This window comes from Maribacter sp. PR66, assembly GCF_028464205.1.
Classification (GTDB): Bacteria; Bacteroidota; Bacteroidia; order Flavobacteriales; family Flavobacteriaceae; genus Maribacter; species Maribacter flavus.
In genome coordinates this window covers 211,858-234,745 of record NZ_JAQPCH010000006.1, presented here as the reverse complement: position 1 = coordinate 234,745, position 22,888 = coordinate 211,858, and the positions used below count along the sequence as shown (strand labels likewise).

Annotated in this window: 20 protein-coding genes; 14 read left to right on the top strand and 6 right to left on the bottom strand. The window is 42.5% G+C overall.

All coding sequences use genetic code 11. From position 1 onward, the window contains the following. Positions 1–23: 23 nt before the first annotated feature. The 5 genes from PP181_RS12525 to PP181_RS12505 all read right to left on the bottom strand — a co-directional run bounded on the left by PP181_RS12525 (position 24) and on the right by PP181_RS12505 (position 6,395). Positions 24–1,517 (bottom strand): M28 family peptidase, encoded by a 1,494-nt coding sequence (locus PP181_RS12525; RefSeq protein WP_272637368.1) that lies wholly within the window; start codon positions 1,515–1,517, stop codon positions 24–26. Between the two features lie 143 nt (positions 1,518–1,660). Next, positions 1,661–2,353 carry a peptidase E gene (locus tag PP181_RS12520; RefSeq protein ID WP_272637367.1) on the bottom strand — a complete coding sequence of 231 codons (693 nt, stop codon included), beginning with the start codon at positions 2,351–2,353 and terminating at the stop codon, positions 1,661–1,663. A 69-nt stretch (positions 2,354–2,422) separates the two neighbouring features. Further along, the gene (locus PP181_RS12515; RefSeq protein ID WP_272637366.1) at positions 2,423–3,745 is read right to left on the bottom strand and encodes a DEAD/DEAH box helicase; all 1,323 of its coding nucleotides are present in this window, start codon (positions 3,743–3,745) and stop codon (positions 2,423–2,425) included. 195 nt (positions 3,746–3,940) lie between these two features. Then, positions 3,941–5,494: an NAD(P)/FAD-dependent oxidoreductase gene (locus tag PP181_RS12510; RefSeq protein WP_272637365.1), complete on the bottom strand. Its 1,554-nt coding sequence runs from the start codon at positions 5,492–5,494 to the stop codon at positions 3,941–3,943. Positions 5,495–5,525: 31 nt separating this feature from the next. Continuing rightward, the gene (locus tag PP181_RS12505) at positions 5,526–6,395 is read right to left on the bottom strand and encodes an AraC family transcriptional regulator (RefSeq protein WP_272637364.1); all 870 of its coding nucleotides are present in this window, start codon (positions 6,393–6,395) and stop codon (positions 5,526–5,528) included. Positions 6,396–6,569: 174 nt separating this feature from the next. Between PP181_RS12505 and PP181_RS12500 the strand changes: the two genes are divergently transcribed. From PP181_RS12500 to PP181_RS12445, 12 genes are all read left to right on the top strand, one after another. Next, positions 6,570–10,076: a PVC-type heme-binding CxxCH protein gene (locus tag PP181_RS12500; RefSeq protein WP_272637363.1), complete on the top strand. Its 3,507-nt coding sequence runs from the start codon at positions 6,570–6,572 to the stop codon at positions 10,074–10,076. A gap of 24 nt (positions 10,077–10,100) precedes the next feature. Further along, entirely contained in the window at positions 10,101–10,958 is an 858-nt protein-coding gene (locus PP181_RS12495; RefSeq protein WP_272637362.1) for a sugar phosphate isomerase/epimerase family protein, read from the top strand. 11 nt (positions 10,959–10,969) lie between these two features. Beyond that, positions 10,970–12,097, top strand: coding sequence for a Gfo/Idh/MocA family oxidoreductase (locus PP181_RS12490; RefSeq protein ID WP_272637361.1), 1,128 nt, complete (start codon positions 10,970–10,972; stop codon positions 12,095–12,097). Positions 12,098–12,288: 191 nt separating this feature from the next. Then, positions 12,289–14,838, top strand: coding sequence for a C-type lectin domain-containing protein (locus tag PP181_RS12485; RefSeq protein WP_272637360.1), 2,550 nt, complete (start codon positions 12,289–12,291; stop codon positions 14,836–14,838). 212 nt (positions 14,839–15,050) lie between these two features. Next, complete coding sequence (locus tag PP181_RS12480) at positions 15,051–15,470, top strand: DUF2141 domain-containing protein (RefSeq protein ID WP_138259747.1); 420 nt, start codon at positions 15,051–15,053, stop codon at positions 15,468–15,470. A 12-nt stretch (positions 15,471–15,482) separates the two neighbouring features. Further along, entirely contained in the window at positions 15,483–16,106 is a 624-nt protein-coding gene (locus PP181_RS12475; protein WP_154918867.1) for a hypothetical protein, read from the top strand. Positions 16,107–16,115: 9 nt separating this feature from the next. Beyond that, complete coding sequence (locus PP181_RS12470; RefSeq protein ID WP_272637359.1) at positions 16,116–17,480, top strand: 2TM domain-containing protein; 1,365 nt, start codon at positions 16,116–16,118, stop codon at positions 17,478–17,480. Positions 17,481–17,686: 206 nt separating this feature from the next. Then, positions 17,687–17,965, top strand: a complete 279-nt coding sequence (locus PP181_RS12465) for a 2TM domain-containing protein (RefSeq protein ID WP_272637358.1) — start codon at positions 17,687–17,689, stop codon at positions 17,963–17,965. A 48-nt stretch (positions 17,966–18,013) separates the two neighbouring features. Continuing rightward, positions 18,014–18,316 (top strand): 2TM domain-containing protein, encoded by a 303-nt coding sequence (locus tag PP181_RS12460; RefSeq protein ID WP_272637357.1) that lies wholly within the window; start codon positions 18,014–18,016, stop codon positions 18,314–18,316. After that, complete coding sequence (locus PP181_RS12455) at positions 18,316–18,651, top strand: 2TM domain-containing protein (protein ID WP_240042786.1); 336 nt, start codon at positions 18,316–18,318, stop codon at positions 18,649–18,651. The genes PP181_RS12460 and PP181_RS12455 overlap by 1 nt, the downstream gene beginning before the upstream one ends. After that, positions 18,641–19,021 (top strand): 2TM domain-containing protein, encoded by a 381-nt coding sequence (locus PP181_RS12450; RefSeq protein ID WP_138259741.1) that lies wholly within the window; start codon positions 18,641–18,643, stop codon positions 19,019–19,021. Before PP181_RS12455 ends, PP181_RS12450 begins: the two co-directional genes overlap by 11 nt. Positions 19,022–19,063: 42 nt before the next feature. Next, positions 19,064–19,819, top strand: coding sequence for a LytR/AlgR family response regulator transcription factor (locus tag PP181_RS12445; RefSeq protein ID WP_272637356.1), 756 nt, complete (start codon positions 19,064–19,066; stop codon positions 19,817–19,819). A gap of 87 nt (positions 19,820–19,906) precedes the next feature. On the opposite strand, the gene PP181_RS12440 is transcribed toward PP181_RS12445, so the two are convergent. Further along, positions 19,907–21,100, bottom strand: coding sequence for an LETM1-related biofilm-associated protein (locus PP181_RS12440; RefSeq protein WP_272637355.1), 1,194 nt, complete (start codon positions 21,098–21,100; stop codon positions 19,907–19,909). Positions 21,101–21,331: 231 nt separating this feature from the next. Here PP181_RS12440 and PP181_RS12435 point away from each other — a divergent pair, with 231 nt between their 5' ends. Both PP181_RS12435 and PP181_RS12430 read left to right on the top strand, forming a co-directional pair. After that, entirely contained in the window at positions 21,332–22,042 is a 711-nt protein-coding gene (locus PP181_RS12435; RefSeq protein ID WP_272637354.1) for a DUF4331 family protein, read from the top strand. A 25-nt stretch (positions 22,043–22,067) separates the two neighbouring features. Continuing rightward, on the top strand, positions 22,068–22,838 hold the full coding sequence (locus tag PP181_RS12430) for a DUF4331 family protein (RefSeq protein WP_272637353.1): 771 nt from the start codon (positions 22,068–22,070) through the stop codon (positions 22,836–22,838). Positions 22,839–22,888: the final 50 nt, after the last annotated feature.

The window sequence follows — 22,888 nt, the reverse complement described above, 5'->3', positions numbered from 1 at the left end:
AGAAGTGTAATCGTCGTTACTAATTAGTTTTTCATTGGGGCTTTGGGAACTTTATCGTACAATACATTGCCAGCGGCCTCGTATTTATCTCCCTTGACCCAATAGGGTGTTTCCGGGTCATTGGCTATCAACCTTCCAGACAGCACATATCCTTGGTAAAATTTTACCAAATAGTCAAAATCCAAACTCTCGGCCTCATCGGCGGCCTGATGGTAATATTTATTGATTTCGTCATCAAAAGCATCAAAACCGGTAGAGTAGGTGGGTGCAGGAACTCCTTTACTGGCAAAACTTACATTATCGCTACGATCAAAAAGGCCCTGTTCCGGTGCAGGGTCATCAATAGCTTCAAGTCCGAAAGTAGCAGCTCCGGCAACAATGTGCTTTTTAGCCGTAGTTCTATTTAACCCTATTACAGTGGCCAGTTTGGTGTTATTGTAGCCGGCACCATCGGTATTAAATCCATAAACGATTTGATTTAGCGGAAATATGGGATGTTCAGCATAGTATTTGCTTCCCAAAAGGCCCTTTTCCTCCCCGGTAAAAAGGATAAACACGGCCGATCGTTTTGTAGGATACTTTCCAATATTCTCCGCCATACTCAAAACAGCGGTTGTTCCGATAGCGTTATCACGTGCGCCATTGTAAATGCTATCTCCTTCTGCATTTGGCGTACCGACGCCCACATGGTCATAGTGGGCGGAATACATGATGTATTCGTCCTTGAGTTTGGGGTCGGTGCCTTCCAGTACGCCTATAACATTTTGGGTAACAAGCGTTTTCTCTTTTTTACCATCGGTTTCAATGGAATACGATGGATTTGATTTAATCAACGCCTCTAGTTTTTCAGAAGTGGTATTCACCCAGAGATGAATGAATCCATTTTTTTGGTTTTGGTCGGCCATGGCATCCGGAATCTTAACACTTTCTCCCATGAAATGTGACATGCGTGACCACCAATCTTCTTCTAGCAAGGTCATTTCCAAAAGTCCGATAGCCCCATTTTTTATAGCTAAGTCTTGCTTTTCTTGGTGTGCCCGATATATAGCTCTGGCATCGGCGGATTCTGAAGTGCCCGCTTTTGCTAGAACCAGCTTTCCCTGTACATCCTTTCCCTTGTAATCATCTTCGGTTCCATAACCAACATATAAAGCATCACCGGAAAGTGTTGTTGGTTTTGCTTCAACCGCAATACTATGCGGGAAAACCTCTCCGTTTAAGGAAACCTTGATTTCATCGGGTGGCGCGGTCTGTAAAAGGTTGAAAGTTTGAAAATAGGAATTGGTGGCCGGATGTGGTTTTACTCCATATCCTCTCAGTGTATTCGCTAAATAGGATGCGGCAATCTTTAGTTCTGGAGAGCCTGTAGCCCGACCTTTTAGGACATCGTCCGCCAGAAAATAAATATGACCTTCAATTTCGTTTTTATCGACGGTTTGCTCGACAATTTCAGCATCGCCTTGGGCAAATAATAGACCTGATAAGGCAAAAGCTGCCGCACTTAGGAAGTTTTTCATATGTGGTTGGTTTGGTTTTCGTTTAAAAGTAAGAAATAAATTGATGTTCAATTCATTAAATGGTCCTATACGAAGCCTAAATAACCAAAACCTTTAAACCCGATCCTTTTTTATTGATTTGATGGAAAAGAGTGGTAAACTTTTTATCCGATTATCTTGGACTCCAATTTATCTTCCTTGATTGAGCCATTTTTTGAATGGACATAATAGGAATGATTCCGCTCATCCAAAGAAACAGAAGTATGCACTTCTTCGTTGATAAAATGTATGGCCGACCGGTCGTCACAGGCGTAGCCGTCGCTCAGCTTGCCCGAGAGAATATTTTTGTGGTACAAAGGACGTCTTGAAGTTTCCGAATTATAATGCGGACAATGGCTTTTGTCAATGAAAGACATGCCATTAACGATACTAAGTTCCTTAGGTCTTGAATCCGTTGTTCCTGCATTGAACCAACAGAGCGAGCCCGCACTGCCACCACCCATGACTACCCCATTATCATAGGCCTTTTTTAGGGCTACATCTATACCTTGGGCCTTCCAGATAGCCAACATGTTCAGGGTGTTGCCACCGCCAACCACAATGGCATCCATTCTTAGGATGATTTCCTCAAAGCTTTCTTTCTGGTCGTAGGAATTGATCCAAACGCTCATTACATGGGGTACTACATCAATTTGGGAACAGACCTCATAAAAGGACTTTATATACTCTGGATCCTCTCCGCTGGCCGTGGGAATAAAACAAAGGTTAGGTTTATTCTTTCCTGTGGCTTTGGCCATATAGTCCAAAAATGGAACTGTATGGCGGCCACTACCATAAACAAGTAATTGTCGCTGCATTTTTTAATATTAAAAGGTTAAAGATACCTTTTTGCAATTTTCTATGCGAGAGCTAGACGGTCCCAGCTTTTAGGAATTATCCTTTTTTGGAGTACTTCCCTTGAACCTGGGCTTTCCGGATTTGTTTTGTTGTTGGTTCCGATTTTTGCTCCGATTTCGGTTTCTATTTCGGTTCCTGTTTTTATTCTTATTTGGATGCGAATTTTTGTTCGTTTTCTGATGTTTGGGCTTTACGTCCTCTTCGGTCTCTGAATCATCATCTATAAACTGATGCTCCGGCATACGGGGAACGGCCTGTTTGATTAGTTTTTCTATATCCCGAAGATAGGGGCGTTCCTCCTTGTCACAAAACGATAATGCAATTCCACTGGCATTGGCCCTTCCGGTTCTTCCTATTCTGTGTACGTAGGTTTCGGAAACATTGGGAAGGTCATAATTTATGACCATTGAAAGTTCGTCCACATCAATACCCCTTGCCGCAATATCGGTAGCAATCAAAACCATTAATTTACCTTCCTTAAAATCCCCCAAGGCCTTTTGTCTTGCAGTTTGGGATTTGTTCCCATGTATGGCAGCCGATTTGATACCGGCCTGCGATAATTTTTTTACGATTTTATTGGCACCATGCTTTGTCCTTGAAAATACCAATACCGAATCTTTAGGGCGTTCCTGGAGCAGATGTATCAACAGTTTTGGCTTATTCTTTTTACTCACAAAATAGACACCTTGATCCACCTTTTCAGCTGTGGCCTGTTGAGGTTTAATGGTTACGCGTTCAAAATCGCCTAACATGGCCTTGGATAGTTCTACTATATCCTGGGGCATCGTCGCAGAAAAGAATAGTGATTGCCTTTTTGGGGGCAATTTGGCGATGACCTTTTTTACATCATGGATGAAGCCCATATCCAGCATCTGGTCCGCTTCGTCCAACACCACAAACTCAAGGTCCTTAAATGTGATATACCCCTGGTTCATTAAGTCCAATAGCCTACCGGGTGTAGCAACAAGAATGTCCACGCCACTTTTTAGCGCATTTACTTGTTTACCTTGTTTGACACCACCAAAAATCACGGTGTTTTTGAGTCCGGTGTATTTGCCGTAGGCCGTAATGCTTTCGCCAATCTGTATAGCCAATTCCCGTGTTGGGGTCACGATCAAGGCCTTGACCTTTCTCCGGTTGTCCCGTAGGCTTATACCCTCGTAAAGATGATGCAAAATGGGAATACTAAAGGCTGCCGTCTTCCCGGTACCGGTTTGGGCAACTCCTAGTAAGTCTTTCTTTTTAAGTAAAATGGGAATGGCTTGTTCTTGAATGGGAGTAGGGTGTGTATACCCTTCTTTTTGTAAGGCCTCCAAAATAGGTTCTGCAAGGCCAAGTTCTTTAAATGTCATTTATTTTAAATAAGTGGCAAAGGTAGGGTTATTTGTGTTAGTGTGATGGCTGGTTGTTCGTTATTGGTTATTCGTTGTTGGTTGCTTGTTGATTGATGTTGGTTTGGGGGATTCAAACAATTTAATTTAAATTCTGAACTTTAACTTGAGTTTGAACTTGCGGTTGGACTTTGTACTCCGAACTTAAACTTCCCTTCAAAGCCCCACAACGGCTGCTTCGGCGCAACGTTCCCCGTCCATGGCCGCTGAAACGATCCCCCCTGCAAAACCACCGCCCTCTCCACATGGAAATAGACCCTTTATTTGAACATGTTCCAAGGTTTTGGTTCTTGGAATGGTGACCGGGGAAGAAGTTCTGGATTCAACACCCACGATATTTGCCTCAACGGTATAATAGCCATGCATTTTTTCACCGAAGGCCTTGAACCCCGTTCGTAGGCGACTACCAATGAGTTTGGGCAAAAGGGAGTGTAACGGTGCCGATTTCAAACCAGGCTGGTAGGAAGTTGGGTTTAAGTCGGCGGAAAGCCGACCTTCTACGAAATCCGTTAATCGTTGTGCAGGAGCTGTTTGCGACCTTCCTCCTGAAGTAAAAGCTAAACGCTCCAAATCTTTTTGATACTCAAGTCCTTTTAATGCCCCCAAGTGTTCGTACTTGGGAATGTCCTCGTTCACATTGATTTCCACCACAATGCCCGAATTCGCAAAGAGGTTGTTACGTTTTGAGGGGGACATTCCATTCACCACAACTTCACCCGGGGCGGTTGCAGCCGGTACTATGAAGCCACCGGGACACATACAGAATGAATACACCCCACGGCCTTTCACCTGTTCCACCAAACTGTAGGAAGCAGCTGGTAGCAACACATTTCTTTGACCGGAACAGTGGTATTGAATACTGTCGATGATTTCTTGGGGATGTTCCACCCGTACACCCATCGCATAGCTCTTAGCCTCCAAAGCAACTTTCTTTTTGTGGAGTAGTTCAAAAATATCTCGAGCCGAATGCCCGGTGGCCAGTATGACCCGTTCCACCGTTACTTCACTTTCGTTTTGTAATACGATGGATTTTAATCTGTTGTCCTCAATGTTAAAGTCGGTCACCCTAGTATTAAAATGTACTTCACCACCATATTTCAGAATAGCTTCCCGCATGTTCTGCACGATTTTGGGCAATTTGTTCGTACCGATATGCGGATGGGCATCAATGAGGATATCTTCCTTCGCACCGTGATGGACTAGACTTTCGAATATACGTCTTACATCGCCGCGTTTTAAGCTACGGGTGTAGAGCTTTCCGTCCGAATAGGTCCCCGCTCCACCTTCACCAAAGCAGTAATTGGAATCCTCACATACGATATGGTCCTGATTAATGGCCTTAAGGTCACGCCTGCGGTCCTGTACATTTTTACCACGTTCAAAAACAATCGGCTTATACCCAAGTTCAAGACATCTCAGGGCCGCCCACATTCCTGCGGGACCAAATCCTATGATGTGAATAGGCTTGGCCTTTGAAACATCTTTATACTCAAATGTATAGTCGGTTTTATCCAAGGTTTCACCCTTGGCATATACCGCCAACTTATAATTAAAGTAGATGGCGGGCTTACGGGCGTCAATGGATTTCCGAAGGACCTTAAAGGTAAATTCACCGGTGGACATCCCCAAGTGGCGGGCTATTTTTTGTTCCAGTATATTTTCATCCCCAGCTTCCTCCAAACTAACCCGCAACTGAATGTTTCTCATCATGATGGTAAAATTACTCTAAAGAAACGGATACTTAAAGTGGGCCAAACTCCTTTTTATAGGCCGATGGTGTTCTACGGGTGATGGCCTTAAATTGCTTGTTGAAATTGGAAAGGGTTTGGAAACCGCTTGAATAACAGGCCTGGGAAGCGTTCATTTTTTCTTCCAGAAGCAACTTGCATGCATGCCCAATCCGTATTTCACTTACAAATTCTGAAAAGGTCTTGTTGGCGTGGACCTTAAAATAACGGCTGAACGATGTAGGGGTCATATTGGTGAGCTCGGCCAATTCCTCCAATCCTATCTTACTTCTAAAATTTTGCATTACGTAGGCATATACAATGTTCATGCGCTCTGTATCCCCTTGTTTTAGGGAATTGATATATCCAGGACTGGCAAGAACTTCCAAGTCATCGGTCTGGCTTAATAAGTGCAAAATTTCCAAGAGGCCAACCACTTTCTCCAATCCCTCCTGATGTGCTAGGTTTTGCATCAGCGTTTTGATTTTTTCGGCCGTCACACCCGTAACTAATAGACCCCTGAGACTTCTTTCGAGCAGATGTTTTAGTTTTAGGCCTTCCTCTTTCTGCAACAGGTTTTCACCCAATATATTTTGATTGAAATAAACCACGATACCCTTCGAGAAATTTTCTTTTGTGGTTTTTCCTGTTTCAATATCGCTCCGCCAGAGATGAGGCAGATTAGGTCCCGTAAACGTAATCTCCCCTTCCTTGTAGGGTCTAATGCTATCTCCAATAAACTGTGTGCCCCTTCCTTTTAATACCATGAACAATTGATACTCTGGATGGAAATGCCAATTTGGATCGAAGATAGGCTGTTTTAGAGCCTTGGTAACCAAGGCATGGGACTTAGGTATCGGGGATTTTTCTAAGGCTAATTTCAATATTGGGAATTTTTAATAATCAATGATCCGCCAAGAATAAAACACTTATTTGCCTTTAAATTTAACAATTTAATCGGATATATGGTAAAATACAGTCAGGATAGGATAAATCACAGGGATTTTTATTGTCAAATTATAATTAAAATTGGTACTTGAATCAACATCTGTCATTTTATGAAGACTTTTTATAGGATATCTGCAGTCGTTTTTAGTGCTTTCCTTCTATTTTCAGGCTGTAAGTCGGAACAAAAAAATGAAACCACTTGGAAAGATGATGCTCCTCGCCGCATAGAACTTCTGTTCTTAGGGCACTCCATTGAGCACCACAATTCTGGGGAGTACTTTCCCATATTGGCCACGGCCTTAACAAAGGACGGTATAAACATTACGTATACGGAGGATGTGGATGACCTAAATCCAGAAAACCTTTCGTTGTATGACGGACTTATAGTTTATGCCAATCACGAAGAAATAACGGACGCGCAGGAAAAAGCCTTGTTGGATTATGTTCGTGAAGGCCATGGGTTTATTCCTATTCATTCGGCTAGTTTTTGTTTTAAAAATTCACCCGAATATATAGACTTGGTAGGGGCGCAGTTCATGAGTCACGAGACCAGTACCTTCACGGCTGAAGTTGTAGATAAGGAGCATCCGATCACAAAGGATTTAAAACCTTTTGAAACATGGGACGAAACCTACGTACATGATAAAATTGCAGATGATATTCACGTTTTAATGGAACGTGTGGAGGGTGACCATAGGGAGCCATGGACCTGGGTTAAGAATTATGGGGAAGGAAAAGTGTTCTACACGGCATACGGACACGATGAGCGCACTTGGAACAACACTGGTTTCCAAAATTTGGTCAAGGAGGGAATTCTTTGGGCCGTTCCAGAAAAGGCAAAAGAGAATTGGTTGGCTTTCACTACCGATATTCCTACCTTGAAATATGAGGATAGGGATAATATTCCTAATTACGAGCAAAGGGATCCCGCCCCAAAGTATCAATTACCTTTATCCCCCGAACAATCCCAGAAGTTCATTCAGGTGCCGGCAGGCTTTGAAGCCCAATTATTTGCTTCTGAACCGGATATCATAAATCCTATCGCGATGAACTGGGATGAAAAAGGCCGTCTTTGGGTGATTGAAACGGTGGATTATCCCAATACCGTGAGAAATGATGATAGTATAGGTGATGATAAAGTAAAAATTTTAGAAGATACCGATGGTGATGGCAAGGCCGATAAGGTGACTGTATTTGCGGATAAATTGAATATCCCTACCAGTTTTGCTTTTTACGATGGCGGTATCGTTGTCTCCCAAGCACCGGAATTCATCTTTTTAAAGGATACGGACGGTGATGACAAGGCAGACGTTCGGGAGACCCTGATTGAAGGCTGGGGTACCTTTGACACGCATGCAGGTCCTTCCAATTTACAATATGGTATAGACAATAAACTATATGGTGTAGTTGGCTACTCCGGATTCGAGGGCCAGATTTTTGGAGAGGATTTTAAATTTAACCAAAACGTGTATAGGTTCAATCCTAAAAAAAGCACCTTTGAAGTATTGACGAACACCTCAAATAATACGTGGGGATTAGGTTTGACCGAGGATAATTCAATCTTCGCATCTACGGCAAACAATACGCACAGCGTTTTTGTAGGCATACCCAATGCCAATTTTACCCATGTAAAAGGAATAGGAACGGATGGTAGTGCTAAAATAGATGGTCACTATGACATGCAACCTATTACGCCCAATTACCGACAGGTCGATGTTTTTGGTGGCTTTACGGCCGCTGCCGGACATCATTTCTATACCGCTAGGGCTTACCCAGAAAAGTATTGGAACAAGATAGCCTTTGTATGCGAGCCTACGGGAGGACTGGTGCACCAAGCAAGAATCGTAAAGGATGGCGCAGGATATGTAGAGGAAGATGCTGGTAATCTTTTCGCGTCCGCCGATGAATGGTCTTCCCCAGTGGAAGCCAAAGTGGGTCCGGATGGTGTGGTCTGGGTCGCGGACTGGTATAATTTTATTGTGCAGCATAATCCCACCCCAAATAAGGATAGGGGCGGTTATGATGCAGAAAATGGGGATGGAAATGCCTATGTGAATCCATTACGTGATAAGGCTCATGGCAGGATTTACAGGATAGTTCCAAAATATGACTATTCCTACGAACCCATAACACTGTCTAAGGATGATCCGGATAAATTGGTAGATGCTTTAAGCAACGATAATCAATTTTGGAGATTGACCGCTCAACGTCTTTTGGTGGAACGAGGAGAAACCGATGTTTTAAATGACCTGTATAAATTGGCGAATACAAAAGAGGTTGACAGCGAAGGCTTGAATAATGCCGCGTTACATGCACTTTGGACGATTGATGGCCTTGGTGCTTTGGAATCAGATTCTAATGCCCTTGGGGTGGTGAAAGGAGCGTTATACCATAAGGCTGCAGGCGTTCGTAAAGCGGCCATTCAGTTATTGCCTCGAAATGACGATTCTGACGATGCCTTGTTCAAGGCGAATACCCTTAACGATCGTGATCCGAATGTACAACTGGAGGCACTGCTTTATTTTTCAGAAAGGCCCTCCTCACAAAAGATAGGTTCTTTGCTCTATGATTTGGGTAAGAACGAAGCTGTTTTAAACGACGAGTGGATGTTCAAAGGAATATATGCTGCATCCGCTAAACACAGTGATGGGTTTTTAAACGCCTTTAAACAGCAAAACCCTAATTACAAAATGCCTCAGGCAACTACCAATGATATGGCGGCCATGGGATACAATGATGCGGATTGGGAGAGTATGGAATTACCACAGTATATAGAGGACGCAGGATTGGATATAGACGGAGTTATCTGGTTTAGGAAGGAAATCTCTTTACCTTCATCGGCCTCGGATAAAGTAGGTACAATTTCCTTGGGACCCGTTGATGATTCCGATGTAACATATATCAATGGAATCGAAGTTGGAAGCATGGCGGCCAGCTATAAATCCATGCGAAGATATGATATTCCAAAAGGTGTTCTAAGAGCAGGGAAAAATGTAATTACCGTACGTGTTGATGATACGGGGGGTGAAGGCGGAATTTATGGTAGAAGTTGGTCCATGAACATCAGGGTGGGTGAGGAAAGATACTCATTGGCCGGACCATGGAAGTATAAAGTGGAAAAGAATTATACTGATAAAATTGCAAAAACATATACAGAAGCGGATTTTGCCGTACTACTTATAAAGAATTATGGCAATGAAGATGGTGTCTCTTCTGATATGACTGATGAAGATTTTTCCAATGCGAAAAAGATCGTTATAAAAACAATAACGAACGAGATGAAATATGATGTTACCAAGTTTGAAGTGAAAGCTGGAGAACAGGTAGAATTGATATTGGAAAACCCTGATTTTATGCAGCATAACCTCATTATTACCAAGCCTGGTAAAAAGGAAGCGGTAGGTGCCGCGGCGGATAAAATGGCAGCGGACCCAGATGCGGCGGAACTCTTTTATATTCCTCAGACTGATGATGTATTATTTGCAACTCCGTTATTAAATCCGAACGACAGCTATTCATTGAAATTCACGGCACCAACAACCCCCGGTGAATACCCATTTATATGTACCTTCCCTGGTCACTGGAGAATTATGCAAGGGGTAATGGTCGTAAAATAATATCCAAAATTTAGGAAGAGAAGCATGAAGAACAAGATAAATTTTGGTGTAAGCACTTGGCTTTGGCAATCGCCCTTTACAACGGAAACAATAACGCTTTTTCCAAAAATCAAGGCCATGGGTTTTGACGTTGTGGAAATTCCCGTAGAAGACCCGACTTTAATTGATGTTAAAGTTTTAAAGGATGCATTGGATGTCCATGGACTACAACCAACGATTTGTATTGTTTTTGGCGATGATAAGGATTTGACCTCTCAAGATGAGACTTTACACAAAAATTGTTTTGAACATGCGGAAAAATGTTTTTCCCTAGCTTCCGCGCTTGGTGCAAATTTTGTCGCCGGACCGCTCTATGCCGCTGTGGGAAAGGCACGTTTGGCACCCGAGGATGTTAAGAAGAAGGAATGGAAGAGGTCCGTTAAGAACTTAAGGGTACTGTCAGATATTGCCGCGGTATACGGTTTGGATATTGCATTGGAGCCCTTGAATAGGTTTGAATCTGATTTGATCAATACGACTTCGGATGTAGTCAGATTATTGGATGAAATCGAAAAGGATAACATGAAAATTATTCTGGACGGATTTCACATGACCATAGAAGAACAGGATATTCGTAAAGCCATTAATTTGGCCGGTGATAGATTGATTCATGTTCAGGTTTCGGAAAACCACCGGGGGATTCCCGGTACGGGTTTGACACCTTGGGCCGAATTTACAAAAGGATTACAGGACGTGAATTATTCTGGGGCCATAGTAATTGAAAGCTTTACTCCAGAAATTCCTGAATTGGCAGCGGCCGTCAATATTTGGAAAAAACTGGCAGACACACAGGATGCATTTGCATTCGAAGGATTAAAATTTTTAAAGAATACGTTTAAGTAAAATTGAAAAATATGAGTACAAAGAAAGTGAACGTAGCCATTATCGGTTTAGGTTTTGGTGCAGAATTTATTCCCATATATCAAAAGCATCCCAATGCGAATTTATTGGCCCTCTGCCAACGAAACGAGGCCAAGTTGAACGAATTGGCGGACGCCTTCGGTATCGACAAAAGATATACCTCATATGAGGAGCTGCTGAAAGATCCGGAAATTGATGCCGTGCATATCAATACACCCATACCCAATCATGGGGAGCAATCCATTAAGGCCTTAAAAGCCGGTAAACATGTGGCCTGTACGGTACCCATGGCCACCACGGTTGAGGAATGCGAAGAGATCGTAAAATTGACACAAGCAACGGGACTTACCTACATGATGATGGAAACGGTGGTCTATGCCCGGGAATTTTTATATATGAAAGAACTTTATGAAAATGGGGAGTTGGGCAAGGTTCAATTTTTAAAGGCAAGTCACCAACAGGATATGGATGGATGGCCTAATTACTGGCCTGGATTGCCACCTATGCACTATGCAACGCATTGTGTGGGACCTGTATTGGCGTTGACCCAAGGTGAGGCTGAATATGTTTCCTGCTTCGGTTCTGGTACTATAAGGGAGGAATTGATTAAAGAATACAATTCGCCCTATGCCGTGGAAACCACCCATATTAAATTCAAGGATTCCGATTTAAGTGCACAAGTGTATCGGTCGTTATTTGATGTAGCTAGGCAGTATCGGGAAAGTTTTGAAGTATATGGTTCCAAAAAATCTGTGGAATGGCCCTTGATAGAAGGAAAACCCTTGGTCGTGCATACAGCAAAGAAACCGGAACCAGAAATTCCGGAAGAGGTTGAAAGTCCGGATTATGCCAAGCTATTGCCCAAGGAAATCCAACATTTTACCACCCAAGGAGTTTACGATTCCAAGGAGAATGAACATCTATCCTTTACACAAGGCGCAGGCCACGGGGGGTCACATCCGCATTTGGTGCATGAATTTGTCGAGGCTCTGATTCAAGATAGGTCGCCCTATCCAAATGCCAAGCAATCGGCCAACATTACTTGTGTGGGGATTTTGGCCCATGAGTCGGCACAAAAAGGCGGGGCTATTATCAAATTGCCCGATTTTACGCTTTCTTAGATGGAAAATGACCTTTATTATGAGAAGTATCCATTAAGGTTTAATGCTTGTGTACGCAAAATGTAAAATCTTTAGAATTTTCACTCTGCCTTAGAGTTCATTTGCAACGCAAAACGGGTAGCACACAACAATAAATAGAGAAAGGCTTCTTTGTTGGTTACTTTAGCGTCAAATGGCTAGAGGAAATTGATTTGAAATACCTTATTGTTTTATTAGTTTTTACCGTTATTGGCATACATTCCATGTATGGCCAAGAAACCTATTTGGATACATTTTCAGCTTTTTCCTATAGCGGCAACGAGGGAAGCATGTCCTTCGCTGGGGGGTGGTCTGAAACTGGTGAAGCAAACGACCCAGGTTCCGGAAGAATACAAATTGATGGACAACGTCTCCGATTTCAAAATTTGGACAATAATTACATTACTAGAAACCTGAACTTGGCAAATGCCCTAACGGCAACACTTACTTTCGATTTTCAACGGACCAACGGGGACGAAATTGTTACGGTTCAACTATATGATGGTAGTACATATTCTACAGTAGGAAATTTAGATGGATCTGGTTCGTTCAACTATAGTTTGAATGCCAATCAAATGAACGCCAATGCAGGTATCCGGTTTATTTCAGGTAGTGGTAATTGGAGCAATTCCGAAACCTTATATGTTGATAATGTACTGTTTACGGTAGTATTTCCTGACGACCCACCGGTATTGATTGCAACAGGAAATCAAATACATTGTAATGGTGGTAACACACCTATTGCCCAAACTATCAGTATTACAGATCCGGACGATACTTCTACTACGGCAGTTTATATGCAAATTTCAAATGGTTATATAGCTGGGGAAGATCTTTTGACCCTCACAGGCAGTCATCCAGGAATTACGTCAACTTGGGATGCCGTAGAGGGAAAACTCACCTTACAAGGACCTGCAACCTATTCAGCTTTTGAAAATGCGATTTTGGACGTTCATTATAGTACTAGTTCTCCAAATCCTACAGGAAGTAGGCAGTTTTCCATCACGGTAGGCGAGGCGAACTTTTTGCCAGCTACCGGCCATTATTATGAATACGTGGCGGACGTTGGAATTTCTTGGACGGATGCTGAAGTAGCCGCCAGTAACCGAACATATTTTGGATTACAAGGCTATCTGGCTACATTGACGACCCAAGAGGAGGCTGATTTTTCCGGTTCGCAAGCACAAGGTGTTGGATGGATCGGAGCAAGTGATGCGGCCACGGAAGGAGAATGGTTTTGGGTTACCGGTCCAGAAGCTGGGACCCCATTTTGGAGTGGTCGCGCTGATGGGAGTACGTTACCACCCACCAATTTTGCGAATTGGAACGGAGGGGAGCCTAACCAATCGGGTAATGAAGACTATGCCCATATCACAGATCCATCGGTAGTAAGGGGTGGAGCTCCGTTGGGTTCTTGGAACGACCTGCCCAATGGAGGAGGAAGTGGTGCATATGCTCCACAAGGTTATGTGGTGGAGTACGGTGGTATGCCAGGGGACCCTGTACTCAATATTAGTGCCACCACAAGTTTAACCATGGATGACACTGCGCCTACCTGGGTAAGTGCCAGTGGATCATTGGACGAATCTTACCAATGTGCATCAGATGTTCCTTCTTTGTCGGTTTGTGGCTCTTTAAGTGTTACTTTTTTTAACGAGGCTCAGTATTCTTGGGGTTTTGGTCTTCAAAATAATACAGGCTCACAGATCGATGCTTGGGAAGTGCAAATTCCTAATGCCGACTACCAGTTGAATGTTTCCCAATTAAGCAATCAAGGAGCGTTTACCTATTCCCAATTGGACAATGGGGACGGCACTTTCGACCTAACACTTACCGGAACGGGCCCTATTGCGCCGTATGGAGGTATCCCTGGAGGCAATATTCAATGGTCTGGTGTCAATTTTGGCTTTGATCCCACTTCCAATGGAATTTCGGTTTTTTGTGGATCGATACCCTTTGCACCCCCAGTGGCCACGGATGATTGTTCGGTCGCGAACATTTCGATTATATCGGATCAAATAACAACTTTCAATTCCGAAAATGATTTTACAAGGGTAATTACCTATATGGCAACAGATAGCAGTGGAAATATTAGCGTTCCCTTTACTAAGACCATTACAGTACAAGATACCACAGCGCCAACAGCTAGTAATCCGGGCGCTATAAGTGTTTATTGTAGTGCCGATGTACCAGTCCCTGATACTTCCCTAGTCTTGGATGAAGCCGATAACTGCGTAGGCCCCTTGACCGTAATCCACGTGGGCGATAGTACGGATGGAGGCTATAATCCTGAAACGATTACAAGGACCTATTCAATTACCGATGCTGCTGGGAATACAACAAATGTTTTCCAGATAATTTCCGTTTATCAATCGGAAATTCTTTCCCAACCAATGGATGTCAATACCGCTGCAGGTACTAATGTGGTTTTTTCGGTTACGGCGAACAATGTGGACCAATACCAGTGGCAAGTAAGCACGAATGGGGGAGTGTCATTTAGCAACCTCCTTAATGGTAGTGGATATAGCGGGGTACAAACGTCCAACTTGCAAATTCAGGCTAATGCAGTTGACTTGCAAAAGAATGGTTATCGTTACCGTGTGTTGCTATCGAATTCGGCTTCTTCATGTCCGGCAGTAGCATCCCTGCCAGCTTTATTGACTGTTGGGGTTCGTTCGATTATTACAAACAGACGTATTACCTATCGAGTCAATAAGAACTAGATACCCCAATTTTAAAATTGCATTATTTGGTTAATCCCTGAAGTGGTTGGAAAACTATAAGGAAAGGTTTCAAAACTAAAGCACCATTTTTTCTCAAACACTACTGGTTAAAAAAAATACAATCCGTCTTCCAAAATCTACAATTGGGTAATTCTTTTTATAAATTGCAGTATCGTTCATGGAAATTTGAACAGCAAATTAATGTTTACCCAATGAAATGTCTTATTACCATCATCTGTATTTTTTGGTTGAGCTTAGGGATGGCGCAAACCGCCACCATGGGCACCATAGAACTGGAAATTACTGGGATGGAAAACGACGAAGGGCAGATGTTGGTGGGACTTTACAATTCTGAGGAGGGTTGGTTGCTAAAGCCATTTAAGGGAGCTTTCGGAAAAATAGCTAATGGGGTCACCACAGTTATTTTTAGGGATATTCCAGAAGGGGTTTATGCCATTTCCGTGTTTCACGACAAGGACAACGACGGAAAGCTAAACCGGCTTTTTGGACTGCCTACTGAACGTTTTGGAGCTTCCAACAACGCACCTTCAAGATTTGGTCCCCCAAGATGGCGGGACGCAAAATTTCAGCTATTGGGCGGAACATTGAAACATTCAATTCAAATTCACTAAAAGCTGTTCAAAATGAAAAAAATTATCACACTGCTGCTAGTAGTGCTTACTACTAGTGCCTGGTGCCAAGATCAATTTACCAAAGGAATGGAAAAAGCCTTTACGCTTTGGGGCGAGGGCAAGTCCATGGAAGCTTCCAATCTTTTTGAAAGAATAAGCAATGCGGAGCAAGATAATTGGCTGCCCTATTATTATGTAGCACAAATCAATACCATCAACTCCTTTGGCGAAAAGGACGAAAGTAAATTGAAACAGCAATTGGAAAAGGCCCAACAGTTTTTGGACATCGCCAAGCGGATTTCGCCCAATAACCCAGAGATTATGGTCCAACAGGCCATGCTGTATACGGCATGGATCGCCTTTGATGGGGCTACCTATGGAATGACCCATTCTGCCAAGGTTGTCTCCCTATACAATGAAGCTTTACGCATTGCGCCGGATAACCCTAGGGTGGTGTTTTCAAAGGCGGAGTGGGACATGGGATCCGCAGCTTATTTTGGTCAGGATACCGCCCCATTTTGTAAGGATGTGGAAAGGTCCTTGGAACTTTTTGCTAACTTTAAGCCTAAAGGTCCTTTTTATCCCAATTGGGGGGAGGACAGGGCGAAGCAAACCCATGAAAGTTGTAATGGATAATGTTGTGCGATGGAAGCATCAAAAGATTTGGGACAGGAGAGTAAGTTTTCTATTGAAACCATCAGGAAGGTTTTAAGGATAAGCTTGTATATTACGCTAGGTATTTCTGCAATCAATATCATTTTCGCCCTGCAGAATGGTATTGTATGGAAGCATGAATTGCAGGATGTAGCGATTACCTTCGTATATGCCTTCACAATTACCGCATGCAATATCTTTTATAACGATTTCCTTTCCGAAAAATTCAGTTGGGAAACCCAAACGCAAAAACGGCTATGGTTTGGAGCTGTGGGATCGATACTCCTTACGGTACTTTCCTATGGCCTGGCCAGAATCTTTGTAGAAGTAGGTTATTTTGGGAATAGTTTTCAGGAATTTTTGAGGAACGAAGACTTTTCAACCTATTTCTATACCTTGCTCATTGCTATTTTGGTCTCGGCGATATTGCATGCCTTTTATTTTTATAAGGCCTTACAGGACAGTAAGGTCAAGGAGCAGAAGGTAATAGCTGGGACGGCATCGGCGAAGTTCGATGCTTTGAAGAACCAGTTAGATCCCCATTTTCTATTCAATAGTTTGAACGTTTTAACAAGTTTGATCGAAGAGGACCCGGACCAGGCCCAAAAGTTCACCACCTCGCTTTCCAAGGTCTATCGATATGTATTGGAACAAAAAAACAAGGATTTGGTTTCAGTGGATGAGGAGTTACAGTTCGCCAAAACCTACGTGAAACTATTGAAAATGCGCTTCGAGGACAGTATCGTTCTGGATATTCCGGAAAATTCCTCCAATCCTGAGGCTAAGATCGTTCCGCTCTCCCTACAACTATTACTTGAAAATGCCGTAAAGCACAACATAGTAAACGCTTCAAAACCTTTGCATATAAGGATTTTCGAGGAAGACGGGAATTTAAAGGTAACAAATAACCTTCAGGAAAAACAGGTGGTCAAGAAAAGCAGTGGTGTTGGCCTACAGAATATTCAGCAGCGCTATGAACTTTTGAGCCACCGAAAAATGGAAATCCATAAAACCGACGGTAATTTCACCGTAGAACTTCCAATGTTGACCCAAAAAGTTTCCATTGTGGAGACCCAAGAGGAATTCATCGAGGACAAGCGCTATCAGAAGGCAAAGGAGAAAGTGGAAAATATCAAAGGCTTCTACGGGAACCTTATAGCCTATTGTATCGTTATTCCATTTATGGTCTATTTGAACCATAAGACCACAAGCTTTCCTTGGGTGATATTTCCGGTTGTTGGATGGGGTTTTGGTCTGTTGACCCACGGTATGGAGGTTTTTGGCTATCACCCTATTTGGGGGAAACGTTGGGAGGAGCGCAAGCTCAAGGAGCTTATGGACAAGGATGATTTCTGATGCTTTCCTTGATGGATACCTTCATACTTCCATGGAAAATTCTTATTTATAGACATCGTTTTCCATCCCTACCGTTCCGGATGACAGTTTATCCTTCAAATTGTACAATTGGGTAAACCACTTTTTCAAAACCCCTGATAATCCCTGAAATTTGATATATCAATAAAAAATAACCGGAAGAAATACCTTCCTAAAATGAAAAAATTATGGAAAATACGAGCGATTACAGATACCGAAGGGCCAAGGAAAAAGTGGCCGAAATCAAAGGTTTTTATAGCAATCTATTGGCATATTGCCTCGTCATTCCGTTTTTGATATGGATCAACTATCAAACTACCAGTTTTCCCTGGGCCTTCTTTCCCGCTTTTGGTTGGGGCTTGGGTTTGTTGGGCCATGCGGCCAATGCCTTTGACTATAACCCATTTTTTGGAAAGGACTGGGAACGAAGAAAATTGGAAGAGTTTATGAAGAACGACAAACTTTAAGGAAAACGGTATCTTTAAGGTAACCGAAGAATCAACAAACGTAACGTCATGAATAACAGAGATCAAGAATCAAAATACTTTAAGGCCAAGGAACGGGTTGAAAACATAAAAAAGTTTTATACAAGTGCACTGTCCTATGTAATCTTCATTGGCTTTTTGGCCGGACTAAATTATTGGCTGAACGAATGGAATTATCCGTGGTTTTTGTGGGCCGCTTTCGGGTGGGGCATAGGGCTGGTTTTCCAAGGAGTAAAAGCTTTTGGATTTAACCCAATTCTAGGAAAGAATTGGGAAGAACGTAAAATTAACGAACTGATGCAGGAGGAGGAGGAACAAACAAAATGGAAGTAATGGAAAGAGATCAAAACAAAATGGAAAGGGCCAAAGAACGGCTTAAGGAACTAAAGGGTTTCTACTGGCATTTGGCTGCATATATTGGAGTGAACACATTTATTACCATTTCCACCATCATTGGTAGGATGGGAAGCGGGGCGGATTTTTGGGATGTCCTGGATTTTGGAAGTTTTTCTATCTGGTTTTTTTGGGGCATAGGCCTATTTTTCCATGGGATGAAAGTGTTTTCCTATAACCCGCTATTTTCAAAGGAATGGGAGAAACGACAGATTCAGAAATTTATGGAAGAGGATAAGCGTGAAGCTGAAAAATTCGGTAGGCATGGAAGGTAGTCTAAAACAATCGGAGAAATATAAAAAGGCGCAACGACAGGTGCAGCAGATCAAAAAATTCTACAGTCATCTAAGAGTGTATATCATTATAAATGCTCTTTTGATAATCGTTAAATTGAACCTATTCAATTGGTTCAAAGGTGAATATGATTGGATGCAGGACCCAAACTTTAGTGGTTGGGTAAGTTGGAACGTTATAGGAACTCCCATACTCTGGGGAATAGGTTTATTGGCCCACGCACTCTATGTTTTTAGGTTTAAATCGAAATCATGGGAGGAACTAAAGCCTACATTCATCAAGAATTGGGAGAAAAGGCAAATGGAAAAATTTTTGAGAGAAGAGGAAGAGAAAGGTTCAATGAGAGAGTAAGAGTTATTTTTTTGAACTATAAATTTTTGAATTAACACTCGTATGAACGTAATTATCATTGAGGATGAAAAACCGGCCGCCAGAAGACTAGGCCGTTTACTCGGCGAGTTGGATGTAGCCGTTTCTATCATGTTACATTCCGTAGAGGAATCCATCGCCTGGTTTCAGGAGAACGAGCATCCCGATCTTATTTTTTTGGATATTCAATTGTCCGATGGTCTTTCCTTTGAAATTTTTGATGCAGTGGATGTAAAAAGTGCCATCATCTTTACAACGGCCTACGATGAATACGCCCTTCAGGCCTTTAAGCTCAATAGTATAGATTACTTGCTAAAGCCCATTGACGATGAGGAACTGGAGAGCGCCGTAAAAAAATACCGAAACCTAAAACCCGAAGCCAAGAAATTAAGTTTGGATTTTGAGGATATCAAAAAGCTACTGGTAAATCCGTTGGAGCGTGAGTACAAAAAGCGTTTTACTGCCAGGGTTGGTCAGCATTTAAAGATTATAAATGCCGATGAGGTAGAATGCTTCTACAGTGAGAATAAAGGTACATATGCTGCCACTTCAGATGGTAGGAACTATCTACTGGACACCACCTTGGAAAATCTGGAGGAGGAACTCAAACCCGATACTTTCTTTAGGGTGAGCCGCAAATTTTACGTGAACATAAACTATATAAAGGACATTATTTCCTACACCAATTCGCGCTTACAAATCAAACTCAATTCCTTTTCGGAGCAGGAAATCATTGTAAGCCGGGAACGCGTAAAGGATTTTAAGCTGTGGTTGGAGTGAGTGGAAAGTGAAAAGTTCAAAGTGAAAAATTAAAAGTGATTTTTTGCTTAACGCTTACTGCCAACTGTTACTGCCAACTGCCAACTGTCACTCCTCATTCTCCACCCGGTTCTCATCAAATGCAGAGGGTAATAGGGTAGGAATCAGCTTAATAAAAATAGGTAAAAGGATAGCGCCCCCAGGAAGCAGGAAGATGGCCAGGGACGGTATACTCTTAAAAATATCCAGCAATTGGGTTTGCACCTTTTTCTTTTCCTCTTTCGTAAGGTCCCTTACGGTGGATTTTGAAAGCAAGGACACCAACTCGGCACTTCCGGAAAGTTCCCTGAGTAATCTCTTTTTGTTCCTTAGAATTAAACGGTTGACCAGTCTGGACATACTGTCGTAGAACTTTATGGCCATATTCTGGTCCTGCAAAAAGGGAATGGTTTCCTTGTTGGAATTTATAAAATTGGAAACATGCGCCAAGGAATTTTTTATGGTGTGGGCATCTAATTGGAGGTCCTTTCCTAGGATCTTTATGAACTCGGACTCCATAAATTCCAGGGATCCATCTTCCCAAACCGTTAAACATGCCAGTTTCAAAAGATACCTTTTTTCCCATAGGTCATCATTTGTAAGCAACTGGTTTCTATAAGAGTTATCAAACTTTTGTGAATCACCATCGATAAAGGTCAATGACGAGGCCAATAATTGCGCCAGCTTTTTATCCTTTTTGTTCTTCCGCTTGGAAGTCAGGGCATGATAAGTAATGTTGATGGCAAGATATTCCAGCCGTTGTGCATGTTTTTTAATACCCTTTGCATGCATTAGATACCTTTTAAATAGCAGCACATCAATGAATAGGAGGGAATTCGTAATGGAACTATTGAAGGTTTTGCTGATAATATTATCCTCAAGATACACCCTTGAATCCAGAATTTTCTCAAGCTTTGAGGAGGTTTTGTTTCCGGAGAAGAGTTTTCCCAAAAAAGAAACTTTATTGACTTCCAAGGTCTCGTAAAACCGAAATATCTTTTCAAGAAAATCTTGAAAATCGGTTTGTGGCTGTGCAATTTTTAAGGTGAAATAGAGCGCGGTCAACAAATTGATCTTGGCCTTTTCATCCTCTGAAAACTCATGCTCCGGGGTAATGAAATCTGGGAAACCCGTATTAATGCCGTAGACAAAGCCCCAACTGTTTAGGTCCTCGAATAAAATATCAAAACAGGTGTATCTCCCATCGTGGTATTTTACCAGAGAGCCAAACTTATCTATCCAGCCGTTTGCCGATGGGTTCATTTTGTTTTTATTGCGAGGTGGCAAAGTTAGCAAATTACCAATTCTGTTCCTTGGTCAAAATTGTTACACAATTTGTTCTATGGGCTAACCCAGAAAATAATAAATCAAATTGCTTCTGTTCCTTTTAAGAGATTGATATCGGGAATATATTAAGAATACTTTAACATTTAAAAGCAAACTTCTAATATTCAGTTCCGTAGGTAAGGGTGATTTAATCTAAAAACTTTAATAATGAAAAACAAAAATCTTATTACCGGTCTTGGGGTATTGTCCCTCATTGCGGCTCTCTTAGTAGCTGCGGACCACATCGATGCTCCGGATTCTATGGGAACCAGTGCTGATATTGCCGATTATTACGCTTTTGAGCCATCCTTGGGCTCGGACAACACGGTGTTTGCCGTAGACCTTCAGTCGAATGTACTGCCAGATTTGGCCTATGGTACCTTCGATGAAAATGTGTTGACCGAAATCAATATCGATACTAATGGGGATTTAGTTGAAGACTTGGTTATACAAGCGATTCCTAGGGATGGAAAAATGTATTTCTTTGGTCCTGTTGCCCCAACTACCACAGGAACTAGCGGTCAGGTAATGGTCGATAGTCCATTGGGTTCTGTTGATATTTCTGTTGATACGGCCATTGTGGAAACGACTTCCAGTGGTGTTTCCCTATTTGCAGGGCCAAGGCAGGATGCCTTCTTTTTTGACTTTTTTCAATTCAATGCGGTCATAGGCGGAATGGCACCTGAAGGATTTAAGCCTGCCGGAGACCCCAATTCAACAGCAGATGATGACACTACAGCGGTCGATACCTTTGATGGGGCCAATACCATGTCTATCGTAGTAGAAATTCCCAACACCATGTTAGGGGAAACAACGGCAACAAATGCCTTGGGCTTAACGGTTTACAAGACTTGGGTGACTACCAATGCAAAACAATAATAACGATCGCTAAAAAAATAAAAAGATGAAACTAAATAAAATAAAGTTCTTGTTTCTTACGGTCTGTACCGTTTTAACACTGGTAGCCTGTAACAACGATGATGATTTTACTCCTCCAATGGCCAATGCAACGTGCGATGATGGTATCATGAACGGAGATGAAACGGCTGTCGATTGCGGGGGTTCCTGCACACCTTGCGAAGATGGAATGGGACCTATGATGCCAGATTTCTCAGGAACCTACGTGCAGATAGACTTTATGGGAAGGCCGGGGATTAATACAGTGTTGAGCGCTGATGACGAAACAAAAAATGCGCACAACATGGCCATACCTTCTCAAATGGGCGCCATGTTCCAAGCTGGTTTTGAGGCTAGATTGGAAGCCTATCATGACGTGTACGCCAATTTATTGGGAGCTAACCCAGAAGATGTTAACTATGAACCCAATATCCTAGGTTTGGATGCGGCCACGCTTACAGGATATTTGGCTGCCGATGTGTTGGAAGTAGCTCCGGATCTGCCAACGACCTACTTTGATCCAGGAACCGATAATGATATGGATGGAAGAATTTTGGTGCCCGATGGTGACGAAGTTGCATTGACCGGTAGAAGGCCTCAGGATGATGTAATCGATGTTTCCCTGATTTTATTGTTTGGTGGTATGGAAGGGGATCGCTTTAGTGGTCAGGACATTGATATGGACGGAACACCAGATTTGCCAAGATTGACCTCGGACGGGGTTGGCCTAACCGCGGACATAGCTACAACATTCCCTTATTTGGGAGCTCCTGAATAAAGACTATGAAAAAGAGGAGCGAGGGGGAGTTTAAAACCTCCCCCTTATTT